The organism is Frateuria sp. (assembly GCF_035943815.1).
Lineage (GTDB): Bacteria > Pseudomonadota > Gammaproteobacteria > Xanthomonadales > Rhodanobacteraceae > Frateuria_A.
Genome location: NZ_DASZBU010000019.1, coordinates 173,620 through 197,379, shown reverse-complemented (window position 1 = coordinate 197,379; position 23,760 = coordinate 173,620). Strand labels below are relative to the sequence as shown.

Here is a 23,760-nt window from a genome sequence, read left to right as displayed (position 1 = left end):
GCTGCGCGCGGCGAAGGCATGCAGGAGCGGTGAATTATTTCGCCTCGCGCGAGGGGATCGTGATGCTGCACAAATCGATCTTGCCCGCCGGCGCCGTATAGAACGCATCGCGGCGGTTGCGCTTGGCCTCGATGAGCTTGGCGAAGGTGGCGCTGTCGGTGCGCAGCACTTCGATCTTCGGGCGCTGTGCGGGCGGCAGGTCGGCGGCCAGGCGCACCGACTCGATCGGCACGCGCTGCGCCTTGTCGGTGTAGAAGCCCATCGGCGCAGGGCCGCGCGGCATCGCCGAGAGCAGCTCCATGCCCTGGATCACGCGGCCGGCGATGGCGAGGTTGCGGTCCAGGCCACGTGGGGCCTGGCCGATGATGGCGTAGAGCGCGCTGCCGTTGCCGCTATGCGGGTCGACGTCGCGCGCCACGCCGATCGCGCCGTAGCAATGCGTCAGCCATTCGCGCCCGGCGGCCGGATCGCGCGCGACGGGGAAACCTTCGGAGAAGCCCACCTGCGGCGCGTACACGTCGCCGTCGGGCAGCGACGTCCATTCCAGCCTGGGATCGATCGGGCGGGTGTACTCCGGGGGCAGGCTTTGCTTCGCGCTGCCCAGCGGCTTGATGTGCGCCTTGTCTTCGTCGTCCGCGGCCGGGTCGTCCCATTGCGTGACGAAGTTGTCCTGCACGCGGACGATCGCCAGGCCGTCGAAATAATGCTCGTGCACCAGCGTGCGGATGTTGGCCGCGTGCAGCGGAGTGAAGTGCGGCGCCAGTTCGATCAGCACGTGGCCGCCGGGCAGCTTCATATCGAGCAGATTGGCCGGGTCCGGCGTGCGCCATTCCCGCGGCTGCGACCGCGCCAGCAATTCCTTCGGCGTGGGCGTAGCCGTGTCGGCGACGGCCAGCGCGGGCAGCGTCAGGCTGGCAAGGGCGAGGGCGAGCAGGAATAGGCGCATGGGTGGGTCCTTAAGGTTGGGCTCGAGAAGCTTATAGCGTTTAGGACTGCCGAACGGCGAACAAGGTATTTCGCAACCTGACGAGTGCCGTTTGATAATCGGCGAGAATGTCTTTCCACTGCAGGAAAAGTATTTTGAATTTGGGCGAAATATTGCGCTGCCAGCATTTTCATTAAACTACCTCGTTGCTTCCGATAATGCATGGCCGGAACGCTTTCACGCCGGGTTGGAGCTACACGAAAAACCATTGCGGGCGACTGTCCGATGGGAGCGATCTTGCGTGCAAGGGCATGGGCGGCGGCCCTCCTCGCCTACGGCTTCGCTCAGGCTGGCGCGGCGGCCGATGCGAGTGCCTGGCCGACCGGTGTTTCGCGTGGCGACGCCAAGGGGGCTGTTCCAGCACGACTCCAACCAGATCGGCGAGGACAGGCTGCCCGATGGCGCCGGCCGTTTCGACGGTGCACAGACCTGGCGGCGTCAGAAAGTGAATCCGTACGTCGCCAGGAAAGGCGTATTGACGGTCGATGCCGGATACGATTTCTCGGCACGCACTTCAGTTGCAGGCCAACGACATCCGCGCCTTCAGCGAACGCGGCAAGCTACCGCTGGATCCCACCATCTACGCGCTGCGTGCCCAGTTCAGCTTCTGAGCGGCGCAACGGCAGGCGGGCAGGGGCCGTCATGGCCCCCGCTCGCCACAGCCAGCGGTCCTCCGCCAGCGGTTGGCCATCGCGACCCAGCGGGAAGATCACTGCGTGGCTCGGCGAGACGTACAGGTCGGCGCCGGCATGCAGCTCCATGCGGGCGAGATCTTCGCTGGCGATGTCCGCCTCCAGCGACTGGTCCAGCGCGGACACATCCAGGTCCAGGTGCGCCACGGCGCCGGCCAGGTAGACATGGCGCAGCTGTGCCCGCCATGCGCCGGGCGTCGGCGTGGTGGACAGGGCCAGGTGTTCGGGCCGCACGTAGGCGATCGCATGCCCGTGTTCGCGCCGCCATGGCGCGTCGGCGAAGATCCAGCCGCCGGCCGCGTAGCGTTCGTCCTCGCGGCGCAAGGCCAAATGGTTGACCTTGCCGATGAACTGGCAGACGAACGGCGTGGCCGGCTGCTGGTAGATCTCCTGCGGCGTGCCGACCTGCTCGATGCGCCCTCCGTTCATCACGGCGACGCGGTCGGCCAGCTCCAGCGCTTCCTCCTGGTCGTGGGTGACGAACACCGTGGTCAGGCCCAGCTCCTCGTGCAGGCGCCGCAGCCAGCGGCGCAGCGTGACGCGGACCTGCGCATCGAGGGCGCCGAAGGGTTCGTCCAGCAACAACAGGTCCGGCTCCACCGCCAGCGCGCGCGCCAGGGCCACGCGCTGGCGCTGGCCGCCGGACAGTTGCGCGGGATAGCGCTTGCCGAAGCCTTCCAACTGCACGCGCTTGAGCAACTGCTCGACGCGCGCCCTGATCTCCGGGCGCTTGGGCCGCAGGCGCCGCGGTCGCACGCGCAGCCCGAACGCCACGTTGTCCGCCACGGTCAGGTGGCGGAACAGCGCGTAGTGCTGGAACACCAGGCCGACGTTGCGCTGGCGCGGTGCTACGGCGAGGAAGTCCGTGCCGTTGAACGACACGCGCCCGCTCTCGGGATAGTCCAGGCCCGCAAGGATGCGCAGCAGGGTGGTCTTGCCCGAGCCGGAAGGGCCGAGCAGGGCGAGGAACTCGCCTGGAGCGATGCTCAGGCTGACGTCGTTGAGCGCCGGGTAGTCGGAGAAGCGGCGGTTGAGACCGGACAGTTCGAGCGTCATGGGTTCGCTTCTCTCACGGATTGCCGAGAGACAAGGGAAGGGGCAAGGGCGGCGGGATCGGCATCGCTCAGCGTCCGCCCGGCGCATGCAACGCCAGCTCGCCGCCGTAACGCCATTCCAGCAGGCTCTTGACCACCAGCGTCAGCAGCGCGAGCAGTGCCAGCAGCGAGGCCACGGCGAACGCGCCGACGTAGTCGTACTCGTTGTAGCGCATCTCCACCTCGAGCGGGATCGTGGTGGTCAGCCCGCGGATGTGTCCGGACACCACCGACACCGCGCCGAATTCGCCCATGGCGCGCGCATTGCACAGCAGCACGCCGTAGAGCAGCGCCCAGCGGATGTTCGGCAGCGTCACGCGAAAGAACATCTGCCAGCCGCTGGCGCCCAGCACGCGGGCCGCTTCCTCCTCCTCGTTGCCCTGCGCCTGCATCAGCGGGATCAACTCGCGCGCCACGAACGGCAAGGTAATGAACATCGTCGCCAGCACCAGGCCGGGCACGGCGAAGATGATGCCGATGCCATGGGACTCCAGCCACGGCCCGAACCAGCCCTGCGCGCCGAACAGCAGCACGTAGACCAGGCCAGAAACAACCGGCGAAACCGAGAAGGGCAGGTCGATGAAGGCCCCCAACAGCGCCTTGCCGCGAAACTCGAAGCGCGCCATCACCCACGCCGCGGCTATCCCGAAGACCAGGTTCAACGGCACCGCGATCGCCGCCACCAGCAAGGTGAGCGCGATCGCCGAGCGCGCCTCGTCCTGGCCGATGCTGGCGAAGAACGCGCCCATGCCCTGGCGCAGCGCCTCGACGAACACCGTCGCCAGCGGCAGCAGCAGGAAGACGGTGAGAAACGCCACGGCGGCGAGCGTAAGCAGGCCGCGGCCGAGCAGGCGGGACCAGCCGGGCGCACGAGGGTCACGCCCGCTCATGGCGCGCCCTCCGCCCAGCGATGGCTCCATCGCTGCAGCAGCGTGATCGCCAGCAGCAGCACGAAGGAGAACGCCAGCATCGCCACGCCCAGCGCGGCCGCGCCGGCGTAGTCGAACTGTTCGAGGTTCTGCACGATCAGCAACGGGGCGATCTCCGACTTCATCGGGATGTTCCCCGCGATGAAGATCACCGAGCCGTACTCGCCGACCGCACGCGCCAGGGCCAGCGCGAAGCCGGTCAGCAGGGTCGGCGCGAGCATCGGCAGGATCACCTTCAGGAACACCTGCCAGCGCCACGCACCGAGTGTCTCGGCGGCTTCCTCGACATCCCGTTCCAGCGATTCGAGCACCGGCTGCAACGTGCGCACCACGAACGGAAAGCCCACGAACACCATCGCCACGAGCACGCCCAGGGGCGTGTAGGCGACCTGGATGCCGACGGCGGCGAGCCACTGGCCGATCCAGCCGTTGGGCGCATACAGCGCAGTGAGCGCGATGCCGGCCACGGCGGTGGGCAGCGCGAAAGGCAGGTCGACCACCGCGTCGAACAGGCGCCGACCCGGAAAGGGGTAGCGCACCAGCACCCATGCCACCAGCAGGCCGACCACCACGTTGATGGCTGCCGCCAGCGCGGCACCGCCGAAGCTGAGCTTTAGCGCCGCCAGTGTGCGCGGCACGCGCAGGAGCCGCACCAGTCCGTCGAAGCCCAGGCCCGAGGCCTTCCAGGCCAGCGCCGCCAGCGGCAGCAGCACGATCAGCCCCAGATAGGCGAGCGAGTAGCCGAGGCCGAGGTTGAAGCCGGGGAGAATGCGTCGCCGCCGCATGTCACGTCCCCGGCCCGATCTGGTCGAAGACCGCGCCGTTGGCGAAGAACTTCGCCTGCACCTGGCGCCAGTCGCCGAAGGCGTCCTTCAGGGTGAACAGGTTCACCTTCGGAAACTGACGCGCGTACTGCGCCATGACCTGCTCCGAGCGCGGGCGATAGTAGTGCTTCGCCGCGATCGCCTGGCCTTGCGGCGAATAGAGGAATTTCAGGTAGGCCTCGGCCACCGTGCGGGTGCCGTGCTTGTCGACGTTGGCGTCGACCACCGCCACCGGCGGCTCGGCCAGGATGCTCATCGAAGGCACGACGATCTCGACGTTCGCGCCGCCTGTCTCCTGCCTGGCCAGCATGGCCTCGTTCTCCCACGCCAACAGCACGTCGCCGATGCCGCGCTGGACGAAGGTGTTGGTGGCGCCGCGCGCGCCGGTGTCCAGCACTGGCACGTGCTTGTATAGCTCGTGCACGAAGGCGCGCGCCTTGGCCTCGTCGCCGCCCGGCTGCTTGAGCGCGTAGCCCCAGGCGGCCAGGAAGTTCCAGCGCGCGCCGCCGGAGGTCTTGGGATTGGGTGTGACCACCTGCACGCCCGGCCGCACCAGGTCTGACCAGTCGCGGATGTGCTTCGGGTTGCCCTTGCGCACGAGGAACACGATGGTCGAGGTGTAGGGCGAGCTGTTGTCCGGCAGGCGCTGCTGCCAGTCGGCGGCGAGCAGCTTGCGGTCGGCCAATACGTCGATGTCGTAGGCCAGCGCCAGCGTCACCACGTCGGCCGGCAGCCCGTCGACCACCGCGCGCGCCTGCTTGCCCGAGCCGCCGTGGGACATGCGGATGGCCACGCTCTGGCCGTGCTGCGCTTTCCATTGCGCGGCGAAGGCGGCGTTGACGTCGCGGTAGAGCTCGCGCGTGGGGTCGTAGGAGGCGTTGAGCAGGGTCGCGGTGCCGGCTTGGGCCGCGGCAGCGGCGAGCATGGCGAGGGCGGCGCACAAGGCAATCAGCTTTCTCATGACGTCTCTCCATGGATCGTGCTGCAAAGGTCTGAACTCAACGGACGATGGGGCGCGGACACCGTGGCCTGCGCCAGGATGGGCGGGGCCGGCGTCGTGGGGTGATGCGATCCCCGGGATGGAGGGTGGAATCAGCCTCGCGGCGCGATGCCGCGGCAGGCCCCTTCCCAGTCGTCGAGGGCCTCGCGCTGGAACAGTCGGCGGCCACGCGACCGTGGCAGGGCACCGAGCGCCGGCGGCCGCACCGCCGGGTGCGGGAAGGGTGGGGCGACGTCGAGTGCGTCGTACATGGTCCACCTCGGGAAGCGGCGTACTCGGGGAATTGCAGTCCAGCACAGCAACCGTTAAGCATCCGCTAGGCGTTCGTCGTCGTCCGCGACGTTTTTTTCCACTTCGGCCGGGCGCGCGCCTGCCGGTCGTGCGGACGTCCAAACCGCACGGGGTCGCGGACGAACGCAGCAGTTGCAGACGGCGGCTGAGACATCGAGCCCGCCAGGCCGTGCGCGGCAACGCGTATTTCCTGCATCGCCGCACATTCCCTTTGCGTGATCGAGCCCGGACGCCCTGCACCCATAGGTCGGCCTCGATCACGCAGGTTCGCTGGATGCATGGTGTAGGAACCGCCACGCTGCGCCTGCGAGAGCCGCTGCCACAGGCGCGCGTTGATCGGCCGCATGCCGTCGATCACGCAGCGCCAGTCGGTGCCCGGCGCTTCGGCGGCGGCTTCGCGCAGCCGGCGCAACATCGCCCGCCGTTGCAGGCAAGCAGGGCCTCGTTGAGCTTGCCCTGTTGCAGGTGGCTGAACGAGGGCAGCGGTGCGTGCGCGTGCCCGCGGCGTTCATGGCCTAACTCGGATGTTGCCGGGGATGTTGGGCGCGACTGCGACACAGCAGGGTTCAAGCATCCGCTAGCCATTCGTCGCGGGTCGCGAAGCATTCCCTCCCACTTTTCCTAACAACCGCGTGCGGACCGGCCGGACAGTGCGGGCGGTCGAACAGCAGATGGACGGGCAGGCGGCGGGGTCGTGCGGGCTGCCCGCGGGTCAGTCGGCACCGGCTTCGACGGTCGCCCCGGCTGCGCCTTCCTGTAGCGGCTGTGGCAACGGAACGCGCACCGTCACCGTGGTACCCGTGTCGCCAGAGGACAACTGGATGTCGCCGCCGAGCTGTGCGGCGAACAGCCGGTTCAGCCTCGAGCCGAGGCCGGTCCCCAAGATCTCGCCGTGGATGCCGCAACCGCGATCGCTGACGGCGACGTGCAGCCACGTCCCCTGTATTGCCGCATGCACACTGATCGGACCTGGCGAGCCGCGATAGGCGTACTTGGCTGCGTTGATGAGCAGTTCGGTCACCACCAGGCCCAGGCTGACCGCGCTGTCGGCGGCGAGAGTCACCGGGCAGGCATCGACGGTCAGCTGCTCCATCCAGGCGTCGCCCCAGGAGCGCGCGAGGTCCACGCAGAGCTGGCCCAGATAGACATCCAAAGGTACGTCGTGCGGGTCGCCCGGGCGGCTCAGCTGTCGATGCACGGCGCCGACCGCGGCGACGCGCGCGGCCGCAGTTTGCAGCTCGGACCGTACCACCGCCTGGCCGGCATGTCGCGCCTGCAACTGCAGCATCGAGGCGGCAATATGAAGGCTGTTCTGCACGCGATGGTTTGCTTCCTGCACCAGCAGTCCGGCGTGTCCATGCAGCGCTTGCTGCCTTGCATCGGCCTGCCGCAGCCTTTCGTCCGACTCGCAGGCCTCGATCCGCAACACGCATTCGCGCACCACCTGTTCGCAGGCGAGGCGTTGCGCGCATGGTATGGCCCGTGTGTCGGCGTGATGGCAGGCGACCATGCCCCACGGTCGGCCGCGCACGTTGATCGGCAACCACAGTGAGGACGCCACGCCGAGGCTTCCCAGTCGCACGCGCTGGGCCGCCCCGATGCCGCGCAGCAGGCAGTGGCCAAGATGCGGACCGCCTTCCTCTGTTCCGGCGTGAAGCACGGGCGCCGGCAGGTAGGCCAGGTCGGGAACCGCGTGTGCCTGCACTTCCCTGTCGGGCGCAAACGGCAGGACGTCGCCAAGCGAAGGCAAGGACGAAGAAGCGGCTTCTTCCATCGCTGCCGCCACGACCGTCGCACCGGCGGCGAAGCGCGCCACCGTCACGCGATGGAACCCGGTCAACCGGCGGATGGCTTTCGCACAGGCCACGCAGGCAGCAGGTACGTCGGCGCACGACTCGAAGGCGGCGCAGGCCTGCTGGATGTCCGCAATGGCCACCGCGGCATGGGTCTCCTCCACCGGCGCCGGCTCGAACTCCAGCATGGTGTATAACCCGCTGCGATGGGCGCAGACGTCCCAGCGGTTGTGGTCGCGGGCAAGCCAGGTACCCACGTGGCGGGCATAACCTGCCAGCTCCGGGGGCGCTGCGAGCATCGTTCCGGCCGGCGAGGATATGGCTGCCACCGGGCGGCCGAGCAGATCATGCGGTGCGCAGCCGAAAACCTTGCCGGTGGCGCCGGCGAGCGAGGCGATGAAACCGGCGGCGTCGGCGGCCAGCAGCGCGCCATGCGGCTGGATGGCCGCAGGCTCGAGGAGCGGAAAGGCCTTGCTGGCGCAGCCAGCTTCGATGTGTTGTCGCATGGGGTCCCAGCGCCGCCGGGACGCGTCGGTCGTGGCGGGGCAAGCGTGGAAGGCCTAGCGCACGGCCGGAGGGTGAGCTGCCGAGACGCGTCTTTCACGACAACGGCGAGGTGGAACTTTAGGCACGCAACACCCCGCGTGTATGTTCACTAGTGAACATGCGGACTGAACAAGAGGCGGCAGCTGGCCGGCGGGATCACATTGCGAACACCTTTGTGGGTGCCTCATGACGAGGTGCTGGGAGCGTGCTCAGCGGGTGAGGGGGGCGTCCCACCGTGGAGGTACGCATGGGTTCGGAACTGGACAACGACCAGGGCAGCGACGTCCGGGAACTCCGTGTCGAGCGGCCCGCGAACAATCTGCTTCGGGCCTTGCGCGCGGAAGATTTGTCGTTGCTGATGCCCTGCGTGAAGCCCTGGTTTGCCGAAGCGGGTACGGTCCTGTACGAGCCGGGCGATTCGGTCCACACCGTCTACTTTCCGTGCGGTCCCAGCCTGGTGTCCTATGTCGTCATGCTGGAGGACGGACGAGGTGTGGAAACCGCCCTGGTCGGAAGGGAGGGTGCGCTGGGCGGCATCGTCAGCCAAGGGCGGCTGCCCGCCTACGCGCGCGGCCTGGTGCAGTTCCCCGGCCCGTTCTACCGCATGGAATCGCGGGAGCTCGAGGAGGCCAAGACGCAGTCGCCGACGTTGCGGCACCTGTTCGCGCGCTACGCGGACTGTCTCCTGGCACAGGTGTTCCAGTCGGTCGCCTGCAACGCGACTCACACCATCGAGCAGCGGGTCGCCAAGTGGCTGGTTGCCGCGCTGGATCGCACCGGTGATCATGACGTACCGCTGACCCAGGAGCAGCTGGCTTCGATGCTCGGCGTCGGGCGCAGCTACATCAGCCGTGTGGTGCAAGGCATGAAGTCGCGCGGCGTGCTTGAAACCCGTCGCGGTGGCGTGCGCGTGCGCGATAAGGATGAGCTGCAGCGTCTTTCATGCGGATGCAACGCCGCGGTGCGCAGCCATTTCAATGAGCTGCTCCAGGGCGTTTACCCAACCGAGGAGGAAAGTACCGTCCTCAAACTGGGCTCGGTTGCCGCCCCTGGCTCACGCATGCCGGGCTAGTGACACTTCGTTCCCGCCGCGAGCTCCCGTACCGGCAGCCGCACAGAAGCCAATGCGGGGCGCAGAACGACCCGCGATGACTGGGTAAAACCGCCTGCCTCAACGCGCACCGCGACAACGCAGCCTCCGCGGCCAGCGCGAAAGCTGGTTACGGCTGACAGCGGCCGTAGTAGGCCGGCCCGGCAAACCTTGGATAAGCCGGCGGGCTTTGCTACGGTCGCCGGTCCCCACTTCCACAGGAAGCCTCCGATGAACACCAAAGCCTACGGCGCCCTCGCCAGCGACAAGCCGCTCGAACCGCTGGACATCCAGCGCCGCCAGCCGGGCGCGCACGACGTGCAGATCGACATCGCCTATTGCGGCGTGTGCCATTCGGACCTGCACACGGTGCGTTCCGAATGGGCGGGCACGCTCTACCCCTGCGTGCCCGGCCACGAGATCGTCGGGCATGTCAGCGCGATCGGCAGCAAAGTGAGCGGCTTCAAGGTCGGCGACACCGTGGGCGTCGGCTGCATGGTCGACAGTTGCCAGCATTGTGCGTCCTGCGGCGAGGGGCTGGAACAGTTCTGCGAGAACGGCTTCGTCGGCACCTACAACGGCAAGACCGTGGATGCGCCCGGCCACACGCTGGGCGGCTATTCGCAGCGCATCGTGGTCGACGACCGCTTCGTGCTGAAGATCCGCCATCCCGAGGACCAGCTCGCCGCTGTGGCCCCGCTGCTGTGCGCCGGCATCACCACGTATTCGCCGCTGCGCCACTGGGGTGCAGGTCCCGGCAAGAAGGTCGGCATCGTCGGCATCGGCGGGCTGGGCCACATGGGCATCAAGCTCGCCCATGCGATGGGCGCGCACACGGTGGCGTTCACCACCTCCGAGTCCAAGCGCCAGGATGCGCACGAGCTGGGCGCCGACGAGGTGGTGATCTCGAAGAACCCGGACGACATGGCCAAGCACGCCGGCAGCTTCGACTTCATCCTTAACACCGTCGCCGCCAGCCACGACCTCGACGCCTACACCCGCCTGCTCAAGCGCGACGGCACGCTGTGCCTGGTCGGGGTGCCCGAGCATGCGCACCCGAGCCCGAACGTCGGCACATTGATCTTCGGCCGTCGCTCCATCGCCGGCTCGCTGATCGGCGGCATCGCCGAGACGCAGGAGATGCTCGACTTCTGCGCCGAGCACGGCATCGTCGCCGACATCGAGATGATCCCGGCGCAGAAGATCGACGAGGCCTACGATCGCATGCAGCGCAGCGACGTGAAGTACCGCTTCGTCATCGACAATGCCTCGCTAGGCCCATAGGCCATAGGCCCTTCGCCGGCCTTCCTCCGCGGCGCGGGGGAAGGTCTTGCCTGGTCCATGAGCGCGCCCGTCGTCGAAGGCTGGAGTCCGCTGGGCGGCCGACCGGCGGCAAGCGATGAGGAGATCTTCGAGGTGCTGACGGCGGCGGTCTTCCAGGCGCGCTTCCGGCCCGCCGTGGTGCGGGCGTGCTGGCCGTGCATCCGGCAGGGTTTCGCGCCGTTCGCCCCTGGCGTGATGGCGCGCTGGCCGGACCTGCGGCTGGATGAGCTGATGCAGTCGCCAGGCATGATCCGCAACCGCAAGAAGATCCTGGCCACTCGGCGCAATGCGCGCGACCTCGAGGCACTGGCCATGCGGTTCGGGAGCGCGCTGGCCTATCTGCGCCCCTTCGGCGGTGACGAAGAGGCTCTGGTGCGTGACATCGACACCTGGGCGCACTACATCGGCGCACCGTCGATCCGCTGGTCCGTGCGTGCCTTCCGAGGTTCCGGCACGAAATGAGTTGCGCCCGACCGCACAGTTCCAGTGCGCGCCTGCCGACCGGAGACGCGATCTTCGCGCCGAGCCGATACACTCGCCGGGCTGCTTTCCGGCGCCCAAGGAAGCCAGGAAAGACGGGCGGAGCGTGCTGCGACTGACTCCAGGTTCCAGCATCCCGCTGCCCACGCCACGACCCTGGGAGGATGGAATCCATGCGCTTGCCGAGGTTGTCTTGCGAAAGTATGGCCGTGTGAGCGCGGGGACACGCGTGTGCCGGCGCACCGCCATGGTGGTGGCCTTGCTGGCGCTTTCGCTCGAAGCCGCCGCAACCACTACCGGGCCGCAGGATCTCGGCGACCTTTCGCTGGAGAATCTGGGCAAGCTGCTGGTGTCCTCGGTGGCCAAGAGCCCCGAGCCGCTGGCCGATGCGGCCGCCGCGGTGTACGTGATCACCCATGACGACATCGTGCGCTCCGGTGCAAGCACCTTGCCGGACGTGTTGCGGCTGGCGCCGAACCTGGAGGTCTTCCAGACCGGCCCCGGCGGCTACACGATCACCGCGCGCGGCTTCAGCGGCAACAACGCCGCGCAGAACTTTCCCAACAAGCTGTTGGTGCTGATCGACGGGCGCAGCGTGTATTCGCCGATCTTCTCGGGCATGTACTGGGACGACCAGTACGTGATGCCCGAAGACATCGAGCGCATCGAGGTAATCAGCGGACCTGGCGGCGCCCTTTGGGGCGCCAACGCGGTCAACGGCGTCATCAACATCATCACGCGCGAGGCGGCCGCCACCCCGGGCGGCCTGCTGGACGTGAGCGTGGGCAATCAGGAGCGCAGCGCGGCCGCGCAGTACGGCGGTGCGCTCGGCGGGCACGCACACTACCGGGTCTACGCGCGGGACATCCGGCGCGAATCCTTCGACGACAGCGCCGGCAAGGACGCGCGCGACGGCTGGCGCAGCCCGCAGGCGGGCTTCCGCGTGGATTGGGACGGCGGTTCTGGCGACGCGCTGAGCCTGCAGGGCGACCTGCACGAACGGCGGCGGGGGCAGGCCGGCGCGCCCGATTCGCGCAGCAACGAGGCCGACGTGCTGGCGCGCTGGCAGCGCACGCTCAGCCCGGATTCGAGCCTGCAGGTGCAGACCTACTACGACCGCGTGCATCGCTGGAAGGATGCCGATGGCTCCGGTTTCGTCCTGGATACCTGGGACGTCGAGTTGCAGCACAACCTGCTCCTGGGCGAGCGCAACCAAGTCGTGTGGGGCGCGGGCGACCGCATCTATCACTACGTCATCACCCCCCGCATCGGCACGGTCAGTTCGCTCTTGTGGAACCCGGCGGTGCACACCGGCAACCTGGCCAACGCGTTCGTGCAGGACCAGGTCGCGCTCGGTCCGCGCACGCAGCTGACGCTGGGCCTCAAGGCCGAGGACGACCCTTATTCCGGCCTGTCGCTGATGCCCAACGCGAGGCTCGCGTGGAAGCCGGGCGACAACACGCTGCTATGGGCCGCCGTCTCGCGCGCGGTGCGAACGCCCACGCCGTTCGACGAGGACGTCATCGAGAAGCTCGGCAGCCTCACCCTGCTGACCGGCAATCCCGATTTCCGCAGCGAGAAGCTCACCGCCTACGAAGCCGGCTGGCGCACGCAGATGGCCACGCGGGCCATGCTGTCCGTGTCGGTCTACTACAACGCCTATGACGACCTGAAGACGATCGAGCCCTCGTCCACGCGGCTGCCGCTGGTGTGGGGAAACGGCATGGAGGGGCACACCTGGGGCCTGGAGGCCTGGGGCAGTTACGCGATCGACGATGGATGGCGGCTGGGCGCCGGCCTCACGACCCGGCACCAGCGTCTGCGCTTCAAGCCGGGCGCGAGCGGCCTGCTGGGTTTGTCGCAGGCTGGCAACGATCCGGCCCGGCAGGGCTTCATCCGCTCGGTATGGAACTTTGCCGGCCGCTGGACGCTATCGGCCGACCTGCGCGGCGTTTCGGCCCTGCCTGACCCGAAGGTGCCGGGCTACGTGGAACTCGACGCGCGGCTGGGCTGGCGGGTGAGCGACCGGCTGGAGTTCTCCCTCTCGGGCTTCAACCTGTTGCATCCATGGCACCAGGAATACGTGTTTCCCGGCAGCGACCGCATCGCGCGTAGCGTGTCGTTCGACACCCAGCTGAGATTCTGACGCATGCGCCGGGTTGCCCAGAAGTCGCCGAACCGGTTCGTACCCAGACCCTTCTTAGCCATCGCGCGATCCCGCGCGCTGCGGTGGCTCGGTGGCCTGTTCGCGCTGCTGGCCTGCACCAGTGGCCAGTCGCTGGCGCAGCCGGCGCAGCAGGGAGCTCCGACGATCTCGCTCGAGTACGCGGTCAAGGCGACGTATCTGTACAAGCTCGCGCCTTTCGTCAACTGGCCGCCGTCGGAGTTCGCCACGGCGGATGCGCCCTTTCGCATCTGCGTGGTTGGCGAGGATCCGTTCGGCGACTACCTGAAGAACGCGGTGGCCGGCCGCGGGCTCGGCACGCACCGGTTCCAGGTGCAGCGGCTCGATGCGGCGGCGTCCGCCACTGGGTGCCAGATCCTGTTCCTCGGCCGCTTGCCGGCGCAGGGCGTCGGCCAAGTGCTGGATGCGGTCAGCGGCAAGCCGGTGCTGACGGTGGTCGACTCGGCCACGCCGCATGTGGGCGGCATCGTGCAGTTCGTGATCGACAGCGGGCGTGTGCGCTTCGAGATCGATACCGCCGCTGCCGCGCGCAACCACATCACGATCAGCTCGAAGTTGCTCAACCTGGCGCTGGCGGTCAAGGACCCGCCATGAGCAAGCGGGACGGCAGCCGCCAGCGATTTGCGTTCCGCCCGGTGCTGACCCTGGTGGCGGCCGCGTTGCTGCTGCTCGCCGGCGCGCTTGCCGCCGGCTACCAGTATCACTGGGGGCAATCCGAGCACCGCCGCCAGCTCACCGTGCAGGCCCGGATCCTGGCCGCCAGCGTGACCGCGGCGATCGCCTTCAACGACCGCGCCGCAGCCCAGGAGTACGTCAACGCGCTGATGCTCGATCCACGCCTGGATGCAGCCGCCGTGTACGGCGAGTCGCACCGTGAGGTGGCCGGGTTCCAGCGCGAGGGCAGCGAGCCCATCGCCGACAGCCTGGGCAACGGCGGTCGCCTGCCGCGCGACCATCTGCTGGTGGCGGTGCGCGCGCGCCAGGGCACGACGCCGATCGGCATGGTCTACCTGCGCGCCGCGGACGCGCCGTTGATCGTGCAGCTGGCCCGCTACAGCGGCGTGGCGCTGCTGACGATCATGGCGGTGCTGATGATCTCGGCGCTGGCCTTGGCCCAGCGCGTGCTGACCCGCGCCAACGTCGAGCTGCGCCAGCGTGCCTGGGAGCTGGCCGACGCCAACGAACGGCTGAGCGCGGAGATGGAGCAGCGCGAGCGCACCGAGGAAGCGCTGCGGCAAAGCCAGAAGATGGAGGCGATCGGCCAGCTTTCCGGCGGCATCGCGCACGACTTCAACAACCTGCTGATGATCATCAAGAGCAGCCTCGGGCTGCTGCAGAAAAAGCTGCAGCAGGGCGATCCGCTGATCGAGCGCGTAGCCCAGGCCGCGCGCGAGCGTATCGATATCCGGGAGGGCGGGCAGGGCACGCTAGTATCGGCACAGGACCTCGAGTTGCTGGAACGCCGCGAGGCATGGCATCGACAGAACGGGCGTTACCTGGAGATGGCGCAGGGCGGCGTCGAACGGGCCGCCAGCCTGACCCACCGGCTGTTGAGCTTCGCCCGCCGCCAGCCCCTGTCGATGCGCGTGCTGCTGCTGGACGGGCTGATCCAGGGCATCCAGCCGCTGCTGGATCATTCGGTCGGTTCCCGCGCGAGCGTGGAATACCAGCTCGCTTCGCGCTGGCCGGTGGCATGCGACTCCCACCAGCTGGAGAACGCGATCCTCAATCTGGTCATCAATGCGCGCGACGCCATGCCCGAGGGAGGGCGGATCACCGTGCGGACCGCAGACGTCCGGGTCGATGCCGCCCATCCGATGGACGAGCTGCACGAAGGCGACTACGTGCACCTGCAGGTGATCGACAGCGGCGTGGGCATGAGCGAAGACGTCCGCGCCAAAGCCTTCGATCCGTTCTTCACCACCAAGCCGGTCGGCAAGGGCACCGGCCTGGGCCTGAGCACCATCCTCGGCTATGTGGTGCAATCACACGGCGCGGCCCGCATCGAGAGCGAGCCGGGGCGCGGCACGACCATCCACATCCTGCTGCCGCGCGCGCCGGCCGAATCCTCCCGCAAGGAACCCTGATGACCTCCGCCCCATCCCCCCGTGTCCTGCTCGTCGAAGACGAGGCCTTCCTGCGCGAACTGGTGGCCGAAGGCCTCACCGACGCGGGCTACAGCGTGTTCGAAGCAAGCGACGGCAGCGCCGGGCTGCAGGCGCTCGAATCGGACCTCCAGATCGACCTGCTGCTGAGCGACATCAAGCTGCCCGACATCGACGGCTACCGTGTCGCCGAAGCCGGCACCGCGCTGCGCCCGGGGCTGAAGGTGATCCTGATGACCGGCTACGCGCCCTCGCCGCTGCCGCCGGCACTGGAGTCGGTGGTGTACCGCGTGCTGCAGAAGCCCTTCTCGCTGGAGGCCCTGCCAGGCACGATCGCCGCCGCGCTGGGCAGCTGAAGCGGGTCGGGCGCGGCACGGCGCCGGAAAGGAGCGAGAAAGATCGCATCGATACATTCGATGCCCGCCCGACCGACTCCTAAGATCCGATGAACCCAACTGGCTGGACCATTCTGTGCGACTTCGACGGCACCATTTCCGTCGAGGACGTGATCGACTCCCTGCTGGACCGCTACGGACGCCCGGGCTGGGATCAACTGGAGCGCGACTGGCGCGCAGGCCGCATCGGCTCGCGCGCATGCATGAGCGGGCAGGTGGCGTTGCTCGACATGAGCCGCGAAGAGCTCGACAGCCACCTGGCCGAGGTGTGGATCGACCATGCCTTCCCCGGCTTCGTCGCCAGGGCGCGCGAACTGAACGTGCCCATCCGCGTGGTGAGCGACGGCCTGGACTACGCGATCGGCCGCATCCTAGGCCGCCACGGCCTGGCCGACCTGCCGGTCCGCGCCAACCACCTGTCGCCTGGCATTCCGCCGCAACGCTGGCAGCTGAGTTCGCCGTTCCAGGTCGATGGCTGCAGCAGCGGCACCTGCAAGTGCGCCTGCGCGGAGCAGGCGCGCGCCGAGGGCGCCGGCAAGACCCTGCTGATCGGTGACGGCGCCTCGGACTTCTGCGTGGCCGACCGCGTCGACTTCGTCTTCGCCAAGCACCGTCTGATCGAGCACTGCCGTGCCGCAGGCATTCCCTACGTTCCGATTACCGGCTTCGAGGACGCGCTGGAATTGCTGCCGGCCCTGCTCGATGGCAGCCTGATCGAGCACCCCGTGTCGCCCGCACCGCTGGGCACCCCCGCCTAAGTTTCCGGACTACCCATGAACGCATTCGACAAGCGCACCTCCGTGGTGATCGACGACGCGCAGCTGCTCGCCGACGAGGCCAAGTACAGCTCCTTCGGCGACACCGTCCACTACGTGGATCCGCCCAAGATCTTCCGCCGCTGCGAAGGCAGCTGGATGTACGACAGTGCGGACGTTCCCTTCCTCGACCTGCAGATGTGGTACTCGGCGGTCAACTTCGGCTACGGCAACCAGCGCCTCAACGACGCGCTGAAGCACCAGATCGACCTGCTGCCGCAGGTGGCCAGCCAGTACCTGCACCAGACCCGCATCGAGCTGGCCAAGACCATCGCGCTGGACGTGGAGGGCAAGTTCGGTCGGAAGGGCCGCGTGCACTTCAACGTCGGCGGCGCGCAGGCGATCGAGGACTCGCTCAAGCTGGTGCGCAACGCCAGCAACGGCAAGAGCCTGATGTTCGCCTTCGAGGGCGGCTATCACGGCCGCACGCTGGGCGCCTCCTCGATCACCTCCAGCTACCGCTACCGCCGCCGCTTCGGTCACTTCGGCGAGCGCGCGATGTTCATCCCGTTCCCGTATCCGTTCCGCCGGCCCAAGGGCATGACGGCGGACGAGTACTCCGACGCATGCGTGCGCCAGTTCGCCCGGCTGTTCGAAACCGAGTACAACGGCGTGTGGGATCCGAAGGTCGGCCAGGCCGAGTACGCGGCGTTCTACGTCGAGCCGATCCAGGGCACCGGCGGCTACGTCATCCCGCCCATGAACTTCTTCCGCGACCTCAAGAAGGTGCTGGACCAGTACGGCATCCTCATGGTGGTCGACGAGATCCAGATGGGCTTCTGGCGCACCGGCAAGCTGTGGTCGATCGAGCATTTCGGCGTGACCCCGGACGTGCTGGTGTTCGGCAAGGCGCTGACCAATGGGCTCAATCCGCTGTCGGGCCTGTGGGCGCGCGAGGAGCTGATCAACCCGACCGTGTTCCCGCCGGGCTCCACTCACTCGACCTTCAACTCCAACCCGCTGGGCACTTCGTTGGGCCTCGAAGTCATCCGGATGGGTTACGAGCTCGACTACGAGACCAGCGTTCCCGCCAAGGGCGCGCACTTCCTCGACGGCCTGCGCGACCTGCAGAAGCGCCACAAGGAAATCGGCGACGTCGACGGCCTGGGCCTGGCGCTGCGTGCGGAGATCTGCACCGACGACGGCTTCACCCCCAACAAGGCGCTGCTGGACAAGATGGTCGACATCGGTCTGGCAGGCGACCTGAAGCACAACGGCAAGCCGATCGGCCTGGTGCTCGACGTCGGCGGTTGGTACAAGAACGTGATCACTCTGGCGCCATCGCTGGACATCACGCACGAGGAGATCGACCTGGCCATCGCGCTGCTGGACCAGTTGCTGACCCGCGCCAAGAACGGCTGAGCGCGGCCCTTGAACTCAACCGTGGCGGCTGCCGTGGAGGACCTCACCATGAATGCTCCGCAATCCGACGAAGCCATCCGCGAACGCCTTTACGCGATCATCGCCAAGCAGGCGAAGATCGACCCGGCGCTGCTCAAGCCGGAAGCGACGCTCAAGGACTTAGGGATAGCTTCGCTGGAGGCGATCGAACTCATCTTCGATATCGAGGAGGACTTCGACATCACCTTCCCGGACGAGCATGCCAATTTCGACACCGACACCGTGCAGAGCCTGATCGACGCCGTGCGCACGGCGTTGCAGGCGAAATCGGGCGGGTCGGAGGCCACGGCTTGAGCAGGACGCGCATCGCGATCACCGGCATGGGCGCGATCAGCGCCTTCGGTGAAGGGGCACAACCGTTGTGGCAAGGCCTGCGTGAAGGCGCCAGCGGCATCCGCCCGTTGCGCCATGCGGAGGCCGGCCGGCTGCGCGTGCGCGTGGCCGCCCAGGTGCCCGAGAGCTTCGACCCCGTGCGCCTGTTCGACGAGCGCGTGCTGCCCATGCTCGACCGCACCTCGCAGTTCGCGCTGTATGCCGCGAACGAGGCGATCGCCCAATCCGGCCTGGACTTCAGCGCCGAAGAGTTGGGCCACCGTACCGCGGTGGTCATCGGCACCGGCGTGGGCGGCGAGACCACGCAGGACGAAACCAGCCGGCGCCTCTACGCCGAGAACGCGCAGCGGCTGCATCCGCTCACCATCGCGCGGGTGATGGCCAATGCGCCGGCCAGCCAGATCAGCATGGCGCATGGCTTGCGCGGGCCGGTGTTCGCCGTCTCCAGCGCCTGCGCCTCCGCCAACCATGCCATCGCGCAGGCGGCGTTGATGATCCGCGCCGGCCTGGCGGACGTGGCCGTTACCGGCGGCGCAGAGGCCTGCCTGTCCTACGGCGTGCTGCGTGCCTGGGAAGCCATGCGCGTGCTGGCGGACGACACCTGCCGCCCGTTCAGCGCCGACCGCCGCGGCCTGGTGCTGGGCGAGGGCGCGGGCATCTTCGTGCTCGAGTCGATGGACCGCGCCCGCGCGCGCGGCGCGACCGTGCTGGCCGAGCTGGTGGGCTTCGGCATGAGCGCCGACGCAGGCGACATCGTGGCACCCGACCCGGCCGGCGGCAGCGCCGCCATGGCGCTGGCGCTGTCCGATGCGGGACTGAAACCGCAGGACGTGGACTACATCAACGCCCACGGCACCGGAACGCCGGCCAACGACCCTACCGAGACGCGCGCCATCCGGCAGGTGTTCGGCACCCATGCCGACCGTCTGGCGGTGTCCTCCACCAAGTCCATGCACGGCCACGCACTGGGCGCGGCCGCCGCGCTGGAGCTGGTGGCGGTGATCGGTGCGCTGCGCGAGGGCGTAGTGCCGCCCACGGCGAATCTCGATGTTCCCGACCCGGCCTGTGACCTGGACTACGTGCCCAACGTGCCGCGCGCGATGCCCGTGCGCGCGGCGCTCAGCAACTCGTTCGCCTTCGGCGGCCTCAACGCGGTGCTCGCGCTAACCAAGGCCTGACGCCGCCATGCCGTTCTCGACCGCGCTCGAGCCCGAATCGCTGGTCGAGCACTTCCTCGCCCATCCGCCGCAGGACTTCACCGCGCATCGCTCGGCGTCGGGCATGCCGGTGTTCCAGGCACGCTTCGACCTGCTGACCACCATGGACGACGCGCTGCGCCGGCGCATCGCCGGCCTGCCGCTGTATCGCCGGTGGGGACGCCTGCTGCGTTGGCGCACGCGCTTTGCCGGCTGCACCGTGACTGAGTACGCCCCGCTGCCCTCGCGCGCTGCGCCGGCGGCGCTGGCCGAGGAATTGCTGGCCGCCTACGGCCGCGAGTGCGCGCTGCTTATCGTCAAGGACTTGCCGCAGGACTCGCCCCTGCTCGACGTGCGCGCCAACGCCCAAGCCCGCGCCTTCGCCGCGGCGCTGGTCGCGCGCGGCTTCGTGCTGCTCGAAGGCATGCCGCTGGCCTGGGTGCCGATCGACTTCGACTCCGCCGACGACTATCTCGCACGGCTGTCGGCCTCCCGCCGCAAGGACATCCGCCGCAAGCTGCGCGCGCGCGAGCGGCTGCAGGTCGATGCGCTCGCCACCGGCGCCGCGTTCGCCGACATGGCCCTCGTCGAGCAGCTCTACGCGCTCTACGCCAACGTGCATGCGCAGAGCGAGATCCATTTCGACCTGCTCGACCAGGCGTTCTTCCGTGCCGTGCTGCAGGATGCCGCCAGCGGCGGCGTCGTCTTCGCCTGGCGCAGCGAGGGCCGGCTGATCGGCTGGAACCTCTGCTACGAATACGGCGGCATGCTGGTGGACAAGTACGTGGGCTTCGCCTATCCGCAGGCGCGAGAGCACAACCTGTACGCCGTGAGCTGGATGCACAACCTCGAATACGCCCGCCAGCGCAACCTGAGCCACTACGTCGCCGGCTGGACCGACGCGGCCATCAAGAGCTACCTGGGCGCCACGCTGAGCATGACGCGCCATGCGGTTTACCTGCGCAACCCGCTGCTGCGCGCGCTGCTGCGCCGTTGCGCGCACTGGTTCGAGGGCGAAGCTATGAGCGGGACGGCACGATGAACGGTCGCCCGGTGGTATTGGACATCGACCATTCGGTCGGTCCGCTGGCCGATCGCCTGGTGGTGCCGCTGGAGCACTGGCAGGAGGCGCTGCGCTTCGGCTGCACGCTATCCACGCTCGCGCGGTTCCGCCGCGTGCTGGACGAGACGCTGCCGACCGCGCACGGCACGGTGCTGTTGGGCAGCGGCGACTTCCACCACCTGAGCTGGCCGCTGATCGAACGCACGCACGCGCGCACGCCGTTCCAGGTGGTGGTGCTGGACAACCACCCGGACAACATGCGCTACGCCTTCGGCGTGCACTGCGGCTCGTGGGTGCGCCGTGTGGCGATGCTGCCGCAGGTCAGCCAGGTGCACGTGGTGGGCATCACCTCGGGCGATATCGGCCGCGCGCATGCCTGGGAGAACTACCTGGCTCCGTTGCGCAGGGGCAAGCTCAGCTACTGGTGCCTGGACGTGGACGTGGGTTGGGCTCGGCGGTTGGGACTGGCGCACGCGTTCCATCGCTTCGACGACCCGCAGGCGCTGGTCGCCGGGTTCCTCGCCGCACGGCGCCAGCTGCCGACCTACCTTTCAATCGACAAGGATGTGTTTGCGCCCGAGGTGGCACGCACCAATTGGGACCAGGGCCGGCTGCAGCTGGAGCACGGACTGGCCCTGATCGACGGCCTGCAGGGCGGCCTGGTCGGCAGCGACATCACCGGCGAGATTTCGCACTATCGCTACCGCAGCTGGCTCAAGCGGCGGCTCTCGGCGATCGACGAACAGCCTGCGGTCGACCCGACCGAACTCGCCGCCTGGCAGGCGCAGCAGCACGCCCTCAACGAGCGGTTGCTGGCGGCCATCGGCCGTGCGGGCTGAGCTCGTTCAGTCCTTGTCGTTGTCGATCGAGTTTTCCAGCACCTTGCCGTCCATCGCATCCACGCCGACCTCATGGGTGACGCCGTTGGCTGCGATGTCGAAGGAATAGCGCAGACCGCTGCCGCCTTTTTCCTTTTCCAGCTCTTCCTTGGTGATCTTGCCTGGGGATGCTTTCAGCGCGATGGCGCGGGCCTCGGCCATGCTGATGTGCGGGTTGGCGGCGGGCGTCACGCGGCTGGCCTGGGCGCCGAGGGCGGCGGTGCCGAGAACCAGCAGGGAGGTCAAGGGAATCCACTTGCGCATGAGGGGTCTCCTGGGAAGGGATGGGCGCGGACGGGTCGGTCCGCATGGGCAGCATCCCGCGTCGGACTTAGATCACGCTTACCGCGCGCGGCGCGGTTCAGGCCACGGTTCGCGCGATTTCGTCGGCGATCAGCCCGAACGCCGCCTCGTCCAGCCACGGGCTGTTGCTCACGGTCAGCGTGCACGCGGCGAAGTCGCGGGCGTTGGGTACGTCCTGGCGCGGCACGCGGTCGGCCAGGTAGGCGTAGTCGGGCAGGGCGTGGATGAACAGGCGGCTGACGCCCAGGCCGGCCTGCCAGAGCCGCGCCAGCGTGGCGTCGCGCATGCGCGTATCGGGCAGGCGCAGCAGCAGGAACGGCCAGGTGCCTTGCGCACCGGGCGGATCGCCCAGGACCTCGACACCTGCGATCTGTCTCAGGCGCGACACCCGGGACGCCGCCTGTGCAGCGAGCGTGGCAAGGAAGGCCGGCAGCCGCGGGGCTGCGTGCGCGCCCACCGCGCGGCGCCATGCACCGACGCGGTGGAACGGAATGGTCGGCCCGAAGTGGTCGCCCACCGCGGCCACCGGATCGCCTCGGCGCAGGGCTGCGCGCAACGGCCGGCCGTAGGCGAGACCCAGGCCAAGCGGCCGGTAGAGCGCGGCCAGCCCGAGCAACTCCAGGCTGCGGCGCAGTTCCCACCCGAGGCTGCGCGGTACATCGGCGTGGGCGCGCCGCAACGCTTCGCGCAATTCGGGCTCGCGCGCCAGCAGCAGGCCGCCCTCGTATATCGACAAACCCTTGCCGGCGGCCAGGCTGAAGAAGCCGACATCCCCGCGCAGGCCCACGCTGGCGCCGCGGTCGCGCGCGCCGAGTGCTTGCGCGGCATCCTCGATCACGTAGGCGCCGGCTCTGCGCGCCACTGACACGGCGGTATCGATATCGGCCACGCGCCCGGCAAGATGCGTCGGCAGCACGGCGAGGGTGTCCTCGCGGCAGGCCTCGGCGAGCGCCTGCGGGTCCATGTCGTAGTGACCGGGCCGGAGGTCGCACAGGCGCAGGCGAAGCCCGGCGCAGTGCACGGCGATGGCCACCAGCGGACAGGTATAGGCCGGCACCACCACCACCGGACGCCGCGGCGAACGCGCCTTCAGCACGCGCAGGGTCAGCAGCAGCGCGGCGGTGCCGGAGCACTCCAACTGCAGCGGCGGCATGTCCAGCAAGGCGGCGATGCGCCCGGCCAGGTCCGTGCGGCCGGGCAGGAGATCGGCCAGGCGCAGCGGCAGGCCGGCCGTCGGCGGAACCTCGTGCAGGCGCGTGCGCGGCATCGCGGGGCTCACGCGTGCCCGGCGCCATCCGCCGGGGCGTGCCCCGCATCGTCCGACTCGGCCAGGCCCAGGCAGATGATGCCGGCCACGATCGCCACGGCGCCCAGCACCCGCGGCACGGTGAGCGGCTCGTGGAACAGCCACACCGACAGCAGCATCACGCTCACCACCTCCAGGTGCGAGGCGGCGAAGGCCGGGCCGATCGGTGCGTGCTTGAGCAGACTCATCCAGGTGAAGAACGCACCCAGGTAACCGACCAGCGCGCCGTAGATCCAGGGCGCGCCGAACACGCGCAGCAGCCAGGCGGCATCTGCCGCTACCGGCAGCGCGTGGTCGCCGGCGAGCTTGAAGGAGATCTGCGCCAGCGTGTCGAACGCCATCAGCAGCAAGAAGCCGAACAAATAGAAGCGCTTCATCCGCCCGCTCCCACGATGGCCACGCCCAGGCTCACCAGCAGGATGCCGGCCGCGCGCAGGCGGGTGAGCTTCTCGCCGAACAGGAAGCGCCCGGCCACCATGATCGCCACGATGTTGATCGAGCCCAGCAGTACGCCCTGGGACAGCGGCACCAGCGAGAGGAAGGCGATCCACACCATGAACTCGATGACGTAGCAGCCCACGCCGATCCACAGCCACGGCCGGCTGGCCATGTGCCGCCAGCGCGCCAGGCCATCGCCCGCATCGGGGTCGCCGGCGGCTGCCTTGAAGGTGAGCTGGCCGCAGGTATCCACCACTACGTTGGCCAGCCACAGGCCGATGGTCAGCAGCGGCAT

Annotated in this window: 24 protein-coding genes and 1 pseudogene; 13 read left to right on the top strand and 12 right to left on the bottom strand. The window is 68.6% G+C overall.

What is annotated here, in order from left to right; genetic code table 11:
- Nucleotides 1–34 precede the first annotated feature (34 nt).
- From VGU65_RS14690 to VGU65_RS14650, 8 genes and pseudogenes are all read right to left on the bottom strand, one after another.
- Nucleotides 35–946 carry a peptidylprolyl isomerase gene (locus VGU65_RS14690; protein ID WP_327476935.1) on the bottom strand — a complete coding sequence of 304 codons (912 nt, stop codon included), beginning with the start codon at nucleotides 944–946 and terminating at the stop codon, nucleotides 35–37.
- A 740-nt stretch (nucleotides 947–1,686) separates the two neighbouring features.
- A pseudogene (locus VGU65_RS14680) lies at nucleotides 1,687–2,733 on the bottom strand (sulfate/molybdate ABC transporter ATP-binding protein); the annotation flags it as partial.
- A 67-nt stretch (nucleotides 2,734–2,800) separates the two neighbouring features.
- Nucleotides 2,801–3,661 (bottom strand): sulfate ABC transporter permease subunit CysW, encoded by an 861-nt coding sequence (cysW, locus tag VGU65_RS14675; RefSeq protein WP_327476933.1) that lies wholly within the window; start codon nucleotides 3,659–3,661, stop codon nucleotides 2,801–2,803.
- Nucleotides 3,658–4,485, bottom strand: a complete 828-nt coding sequence (gene cysT, locus VGU65_RS14670) for a sulfate ABC transporter permease subunit CysT (RefSeq protein WP_327476931.1) — start codon at nucleotides 4,483–4,485, stop codon at nucleotides 3,658–3,660. Before cysT ends, cysW begins: the two co-directional genes overlap by 4 nt.
- 1 nt (nucleotide 4,486) lies before the next feature.
- Nucleotides 4,487–5,485: a sulfate ABC transporter substrate-binding protein gene (locus VGU65_RS14665; RefSeq protein ID WP_327476929.1), complete on the bottom strand. Its 999-nt coding sequence runs from the start codon at nucleotides 5,483–5,485 to the stop codon at nucleotides 4,487–4,489.
- Nucleotides 5,486–5,616: 131 nt separating this feature from the next.
- Nucleotides 5,617–5,775: a hypothetical protein gene (locus VGU65_RS14660; protein ID WP_327476927.1), complete on the bottom strand. Its 159-nt coding sequence runs from the start codon at nucleotides 5,773–5,775 to the stop codon at nucleotides 5,617–5,619.
- A 65-nt stretch (nucleotides 5,776–5,840) separates the two neighbouring features.
- Nucleotides 5,841–6,230: a hypothetical protein gene (locus tag VGU65_RS14655; protein ID WP_327476926.1), complete on the bottom strand. Its 390-nt coding sequence runs from the start codon at nucleotides 6,228–6,230 to the stop codon at nucleotides 5,841–5,843.
- A gap of 297 nt (nucleotides 6,231–6,527) precedes the next feature.
- The gene (locus VGU65_RS14650) at nucleotides 6,528–8,114 is read right to left on the bottom strand and encodes a sensor histidine kinase (protein ID WP_327476924.1); all 1,587 of its coding nucleotides are present in this window, start codon (nucleotides 8,112–8,114) and stop codon (nucleotides 6,528–6,530) included.
- A gap of 287 nt (nucleotides 8,115–8,401) precedes the next feature.
- Here VGU65_RS14650 and VGU65_RS14645 point away from each other — a divergent pair, with 287 nt between their 5' ends.
- From VGU65_RS14645 to VGU65_RS14580, 13 genes are all read left to right on the top strand, one after another.
- Nucleotides 8,402–9,226, top strand: coding sequence for a Crp/Fnr family transcriptional regulator (locus tag VGU65_RS14645; protein ID WP_327476922.1), 825 nt, complete (start codon nucleotides 8,402–8,404; stop codon nucleotides 9,224–9,226).
- A gap of 249 nt (nucleotides 9,227–9,475) precedes the next feature.
- Nucleotides 9,476–10,528, top strand: a complete 1,053-nt coding sequence (locus tag VGU65_RS14640) for an NAD(P)-dependent alcohol dehydrogenase (RefSeq protein WP_327476920.1) — start codon at nucleotides 9,476–9,478, stop codon at nucleotides 10,526–10,528.
- A gap of 57 nt (nucleotides 10,529–10,585) precedes the next feature.
- Entirely contained in the window at nucleotides 10,586–11,029 is a 444-nt protein-coding gene (locus VGU65_RS14635; RefSeq protein ID WP_327476918.1) for a DNA-3-methyladenine glycosylase I, read from the top strand.
- 247 nt (nucleotides 11,030–11,276) lie between these two features.
- The gene (locus VGU65_RS14630) at nucleotides 11,277–13,193 is read left to right on the top strand and encodes a TOL_0244 family TonB-dependent receptor (RefSeq protein ID WP_327476916.1); all 1,917 of its coding nucleotides are present in this window, start codon (nucleotides 11,277–11,279) and stop codon (nucleotides 13,191–13,193) included.
- Nucleotides 13,194–13,196: 3 nt separating this feature from the next.
- A complete protein-coding gene (locus VGU65_RS14625; RefSeq protein ID WP_327476914.1) occupies nucleotides 13,197–13,826 on the top strand; it encodes a TOL_0243 family YfiR-like periplasmic protein in 630 nt (209 codons plus the stop codon).
- Nucleotides 13,823–15,319 carry an ATP-binding protein gene (locus tag VGU65_RS15690; protein WP_414655831.1) on the top strand — a complete coding sequence of 499 codons (1,497 nt, stop codon included), beginning with the start codon at nucleotides 13,823–13,825 and terminating at the stop codon, nucleotides 15,317–15,319. Before VGU65_RS14625 ends, VGU65_RS15690 begins: the two co-directional genes overlap by 4 nt.
- The gene (locus VGU65_RS14610) at nucleotides 15,319–15,693 is read left to right on the top strand and encodes a response regulator (protein ID WP_327476913.1); all 375 of its coding nucleotides are present in this window, start codon (nucleotides 15,319–15,321) and stop codon (nucleotides 15,691–15,693) included. Before VGU65_RS15690 ends, VGU65_RS14610 begins: the two co-directional genes overlap by 1 nt.
- A gap of 89 nt (nucleotides 15,694–15,782) precedes the next feature.
- On the top strand, nucleotides 15,783–16,490 hold the full coding sequence (locus VGU65_RS14605; protein WP_327476911.1) for an MtnX-like HAD-IB family phosphatase: 708 nt from the start codon (nucleotides 15,783–15,785) through the stop codon (nucleotides 16,488–16,490).
- Between the two features lie 15 nt (nucleotides 16,491–16,505).
- A complete protein-coding gene (locus VGU65_RS14600) occupies nucleotides 16,506–17,909 on the top strand; it encodes an aspartate aminotransferase family protein (RefSeq protein ID WP_327476910.1) in 1,404 nt (467 codons plus the stop codon).
- Between the two features lie 48 nt (nucleotides 17,910–17,957).
- On the top strand, nucleotides 17,958–18,242 hold the full coding sequence (locus VGU65_RS14595) for an acyl carrier protein (RefSeq protein WP_327476909.1): 285 nt from the start codon (nucleotides 17,958–17,960) through the stop codon (nucleotides 18,240–18,242).
- Nucleotides 18,239–19,459 (top strand): beta-ketoacyl-[acyl-carrier-protein] synthase family protein, encoded by a 1,221-nt coding sequence (locus tag VGU65_RS14590; protein WP_327476908.1) that lies wholly within the window; start codon nucleotides 18,239–18,241, stop codon nucleotides 19,457–19,459. Before VGU65_RS14595 ends, VGU65_RS14590 begins: the two co-directional genes overlap by 4 nt.
- Nucleotides 19,460–19,466: 7 nt before the next feature.
- Nucleotides 19,467–20,519, top strand: a complete 1,053-nt coding sequence (locus VGU65_RS14585) for a GNAT family N-acetyltransferase (protein WP_327476907.1) — start codon at nucleotides 19,467–19,469, stop codon at nucleotides 20,517–20,519.
- Complete coding sequence (locus tag VGU65_RS14580) at nucleotides 20,516–21,379, top strand: arginase family protein (RefSeq protein WP_327476906.1); 864 nt, start codon at nucleotides 20,516–20,518, stop codon at nucleotides 21,377–21,379. Before VGU65_RS14585 ends, VGU65_RS14580 begins: the two co-directional genes overlap by 4 nt.
- A gap of 6 nt (nucleotides 21,380–21,385) precedes the next feature.
- On the opposite strand, the gene VGU65_RS14575 is transcribed toward VGU65_RS14580, so the two are convergent.
- The 4 genes from VGU65_RS14575 to VGU65_RS14560 all read right to left on the bottom strand — a co-directional run bounded on the left by VGU65_RS14575 (nucleotide 21,386) and on the right by VGU65_RS14560 (nucleotide 23,760).
- Nucleotides 21,386–21,682 carry a PepSY domain-containing protein gene (locus tag VGU65_RS14575; protein ID WP_327476904.1) on the bottom strand — a complete coding sequence of 99 codons (297 nt, stop codon included), beginning with the start codon at nucleotides 21,680–21,682 and terminating at the stop codon, nucleotides 21,386–21,388.
- Between the two features lie 97 nt (nucleotides 21,683–21,779).
- Nucleotides 21,780–22,988: a DegT/DnrJ/EryC1/StrS family aminotransferase gene (locus VGU65_RS14570; protein ID WP_327477264.1), complete on the bottom strand. Its 1,209-nt coding sequence runs from the start codon at nucleotides 22,986–22,988 to the stop codon at nucleotides 21,780–21,782.
- Nucleotides 22,989–22,996: 8 nt separating this feature from the next.
- Nucleotides 22,997–23,404 carry a DMT family transporter gene (locus VGU65_RS14565; RefSeq protein WP_327476902.1) on the bottom strand — a complete coding sequence of 136 codons (408 nt, stop codon included), beginning with the start codon at nucleotides 23,402–23,404 and terminating at the stop codon, nucleotides 22,997–22,999.
- Entirely contained in the window at nucleotides 23,401–23,760 is a 360-nt protein-coding gene (locus tag VGU65_RS14560) for an EamA family transporter (RefSeq protein ID WP_327476900.1), read from the bottom strand. Before VGU65_RS14560 ends, VGU65_RS14565 begins: the two co-directional genes overlap by 4 nt.

What these genes read in the sequence shown, in the direction of transcription:
- VGU65_RS14570 (WP_327477264.1), bottom strand. Translation starts at nt 22,988, where the DNA reads ATGCCGCGCACGCGCCTGCACGAGGTTCCGCCGACGGCCGGCCTGCCG.
- VGU65_RS14625 (WP_327476914.1), top strand. Translation starts at nt 13,197, where the DNA reads ATGCGCCGGGTTGCCCAGAAGTCGCCGAACCGGTTCGTACCCAGACCC.
- VGU65_RS14565 (WP_327476902.1), bottom strand. Translation starts at nt 23,404, where the DNA reads ATGAAGCGCTTCTATTTGTTCGGCTTCTTGCTGCTGATGGCGTTCGAC.
- VGU65_RS14600 (WP_327476910.1), top strand. Translation starts at nt 16,506, where the DNA reads ATGAACGCATTCGACAAGCGCACCTCCGTGGTGATCGACGACGCGCAG.
- VGU65_RS14610 (WP_327476913.1), top strand. Translation starts at nt 15,319, where the DNA reads ATGACCTCCGCCCCATCCCCCCGTGTCCTGCTCGTCGAAGACGAGGCC.
- VGU65_RS14635 (WP_327476918.1), top strand. Translation starts at nt 10,586, where the DNA reads ATGAGCGCGCCCGTCGTCGAAGGCTGGAGTCCGCTGGGCGGCCGACCG.
- VGU65_RS14660 (WP_327476927.1), bottom strand. Translation starts at nt 5,775, where the DNA reads ATGTACGACGCACTCGACGTCGCCCCACCCTTCCCGCACCCGGCGGTG.
- VGU65_RS14585 (WP_327476907.1), top strand. Translation starts at nt 19,467, where the DNA reads ATGCCGTTCTCGACCGCGCTCGAGCCCGAATCGCTGGTCGAGCACTTC.
- VGU65_RS14690 (WP_327476935.1), bottom strand. Translation starts at nt 946, where the DNA reads ATGCGCCTATTCCTGCTCGCCCTCGCCCTTGCCAGCCTGACGCTGCCC.
- cysW (WP_327476933.1), bottom strand. Translation starts at nt 3,661, where the DNA reads ATGAGCGGGCGTGACCCTCGTGCGCCCGGCTGGTCCCGCCTGCTCGGC.
- VGU65_RS14645 (WP_327476922.1), top strand. Translation starts at nt 8,402, where the DNA reads ATGGGTTCGGAACTGGACAACGACCAGGGCAGCGACGTCCGGGAACTC.
- VGU65_RS14650 (WP_327476924.1), bottom strand. Translation starts at nt 8,114, where the DNA reads ATGCGACAACACATCGAAGCTGGCTGCGCCAGCAAGGCCTTTCCGCTC.
- VGU65_RS14595 (WP_327476909.1), top strand. Translation starts at nt 17,958, where the DNA reads ATGAATGCTCCGCAATCCGACGAAGCCATCCGCGAACGCCTTTACGCG.
- cysT (WP_327476931.1), bottom strand. Translation starts at nt 4,485, where the DNA reads ATGCGGCGGCGACGCATTCTCCCCGGCTTCAACCTCGGCCTCGGCTAC.
- VGU65_RS14605 (WP_327476911.1), top strand. Translation starts at nt 15,783, where the DNA reads ATGAACCCAACTGGCTGGACCATTCTGTGCGACTTCGACGGCACCATT.
- VGU65_RS14580 (WP_327476906.1), top strand. Translation starts at nt 20,516, where the DNA reads ATGAACGGTCGCCCGGTGGTATTGGACATCGACCATTCGGTCGGTCCG.
- VGU65_RS14575 (WP_327476904.1), bottom strand. Translation starts at nt 21,682, where the DNA reads ATGCGCAAGTGGATTCCCTTGACCTCCCTGCTGGTTCTCGGCACCGCC.
- VGU65_RS15690 (WP_414655831.1), top strand. Translation starts at nt 13,823, where the DNA reads ATGAGCAAGCGGGACGGCAGCCGCCAGCGATTTGCGTTCCGCCCGGTG.
- VGU65_RS14665 (WP_327476929.1), bottom strand. Translation starts at nt 5,485, where the DNA reads ATGAGAAAGCTGATTGCCTTGTGCGCCGCCCTCGCCATGCTCGCCGCT.
- VGU65_RS14655 (WP_327476926.1), bottom strand. Translation starts at nt 6,230, where the DNA reads ATGTTGCGCCGGCTGCGCGAAGCCGCCGCCGAAGCGCCGGGCACCGAC.
- VGU65_RS14560 (WP_327476900.1), bottom strand. Translation starts at nt 23,760, where the DNA reads ATGCCGCTGCTGACCATCGGCCTGTGGCTGGCCAACGTAGTGGTGGAT.
- VGU65_RS14640 (WP_327476920.1), top strand. Translation starts at nt 9,476, where the DNA reads ATGAACACCAAAGCCTACGGCGCCCTCGCCAGCGACAAGCCGCTCGAA.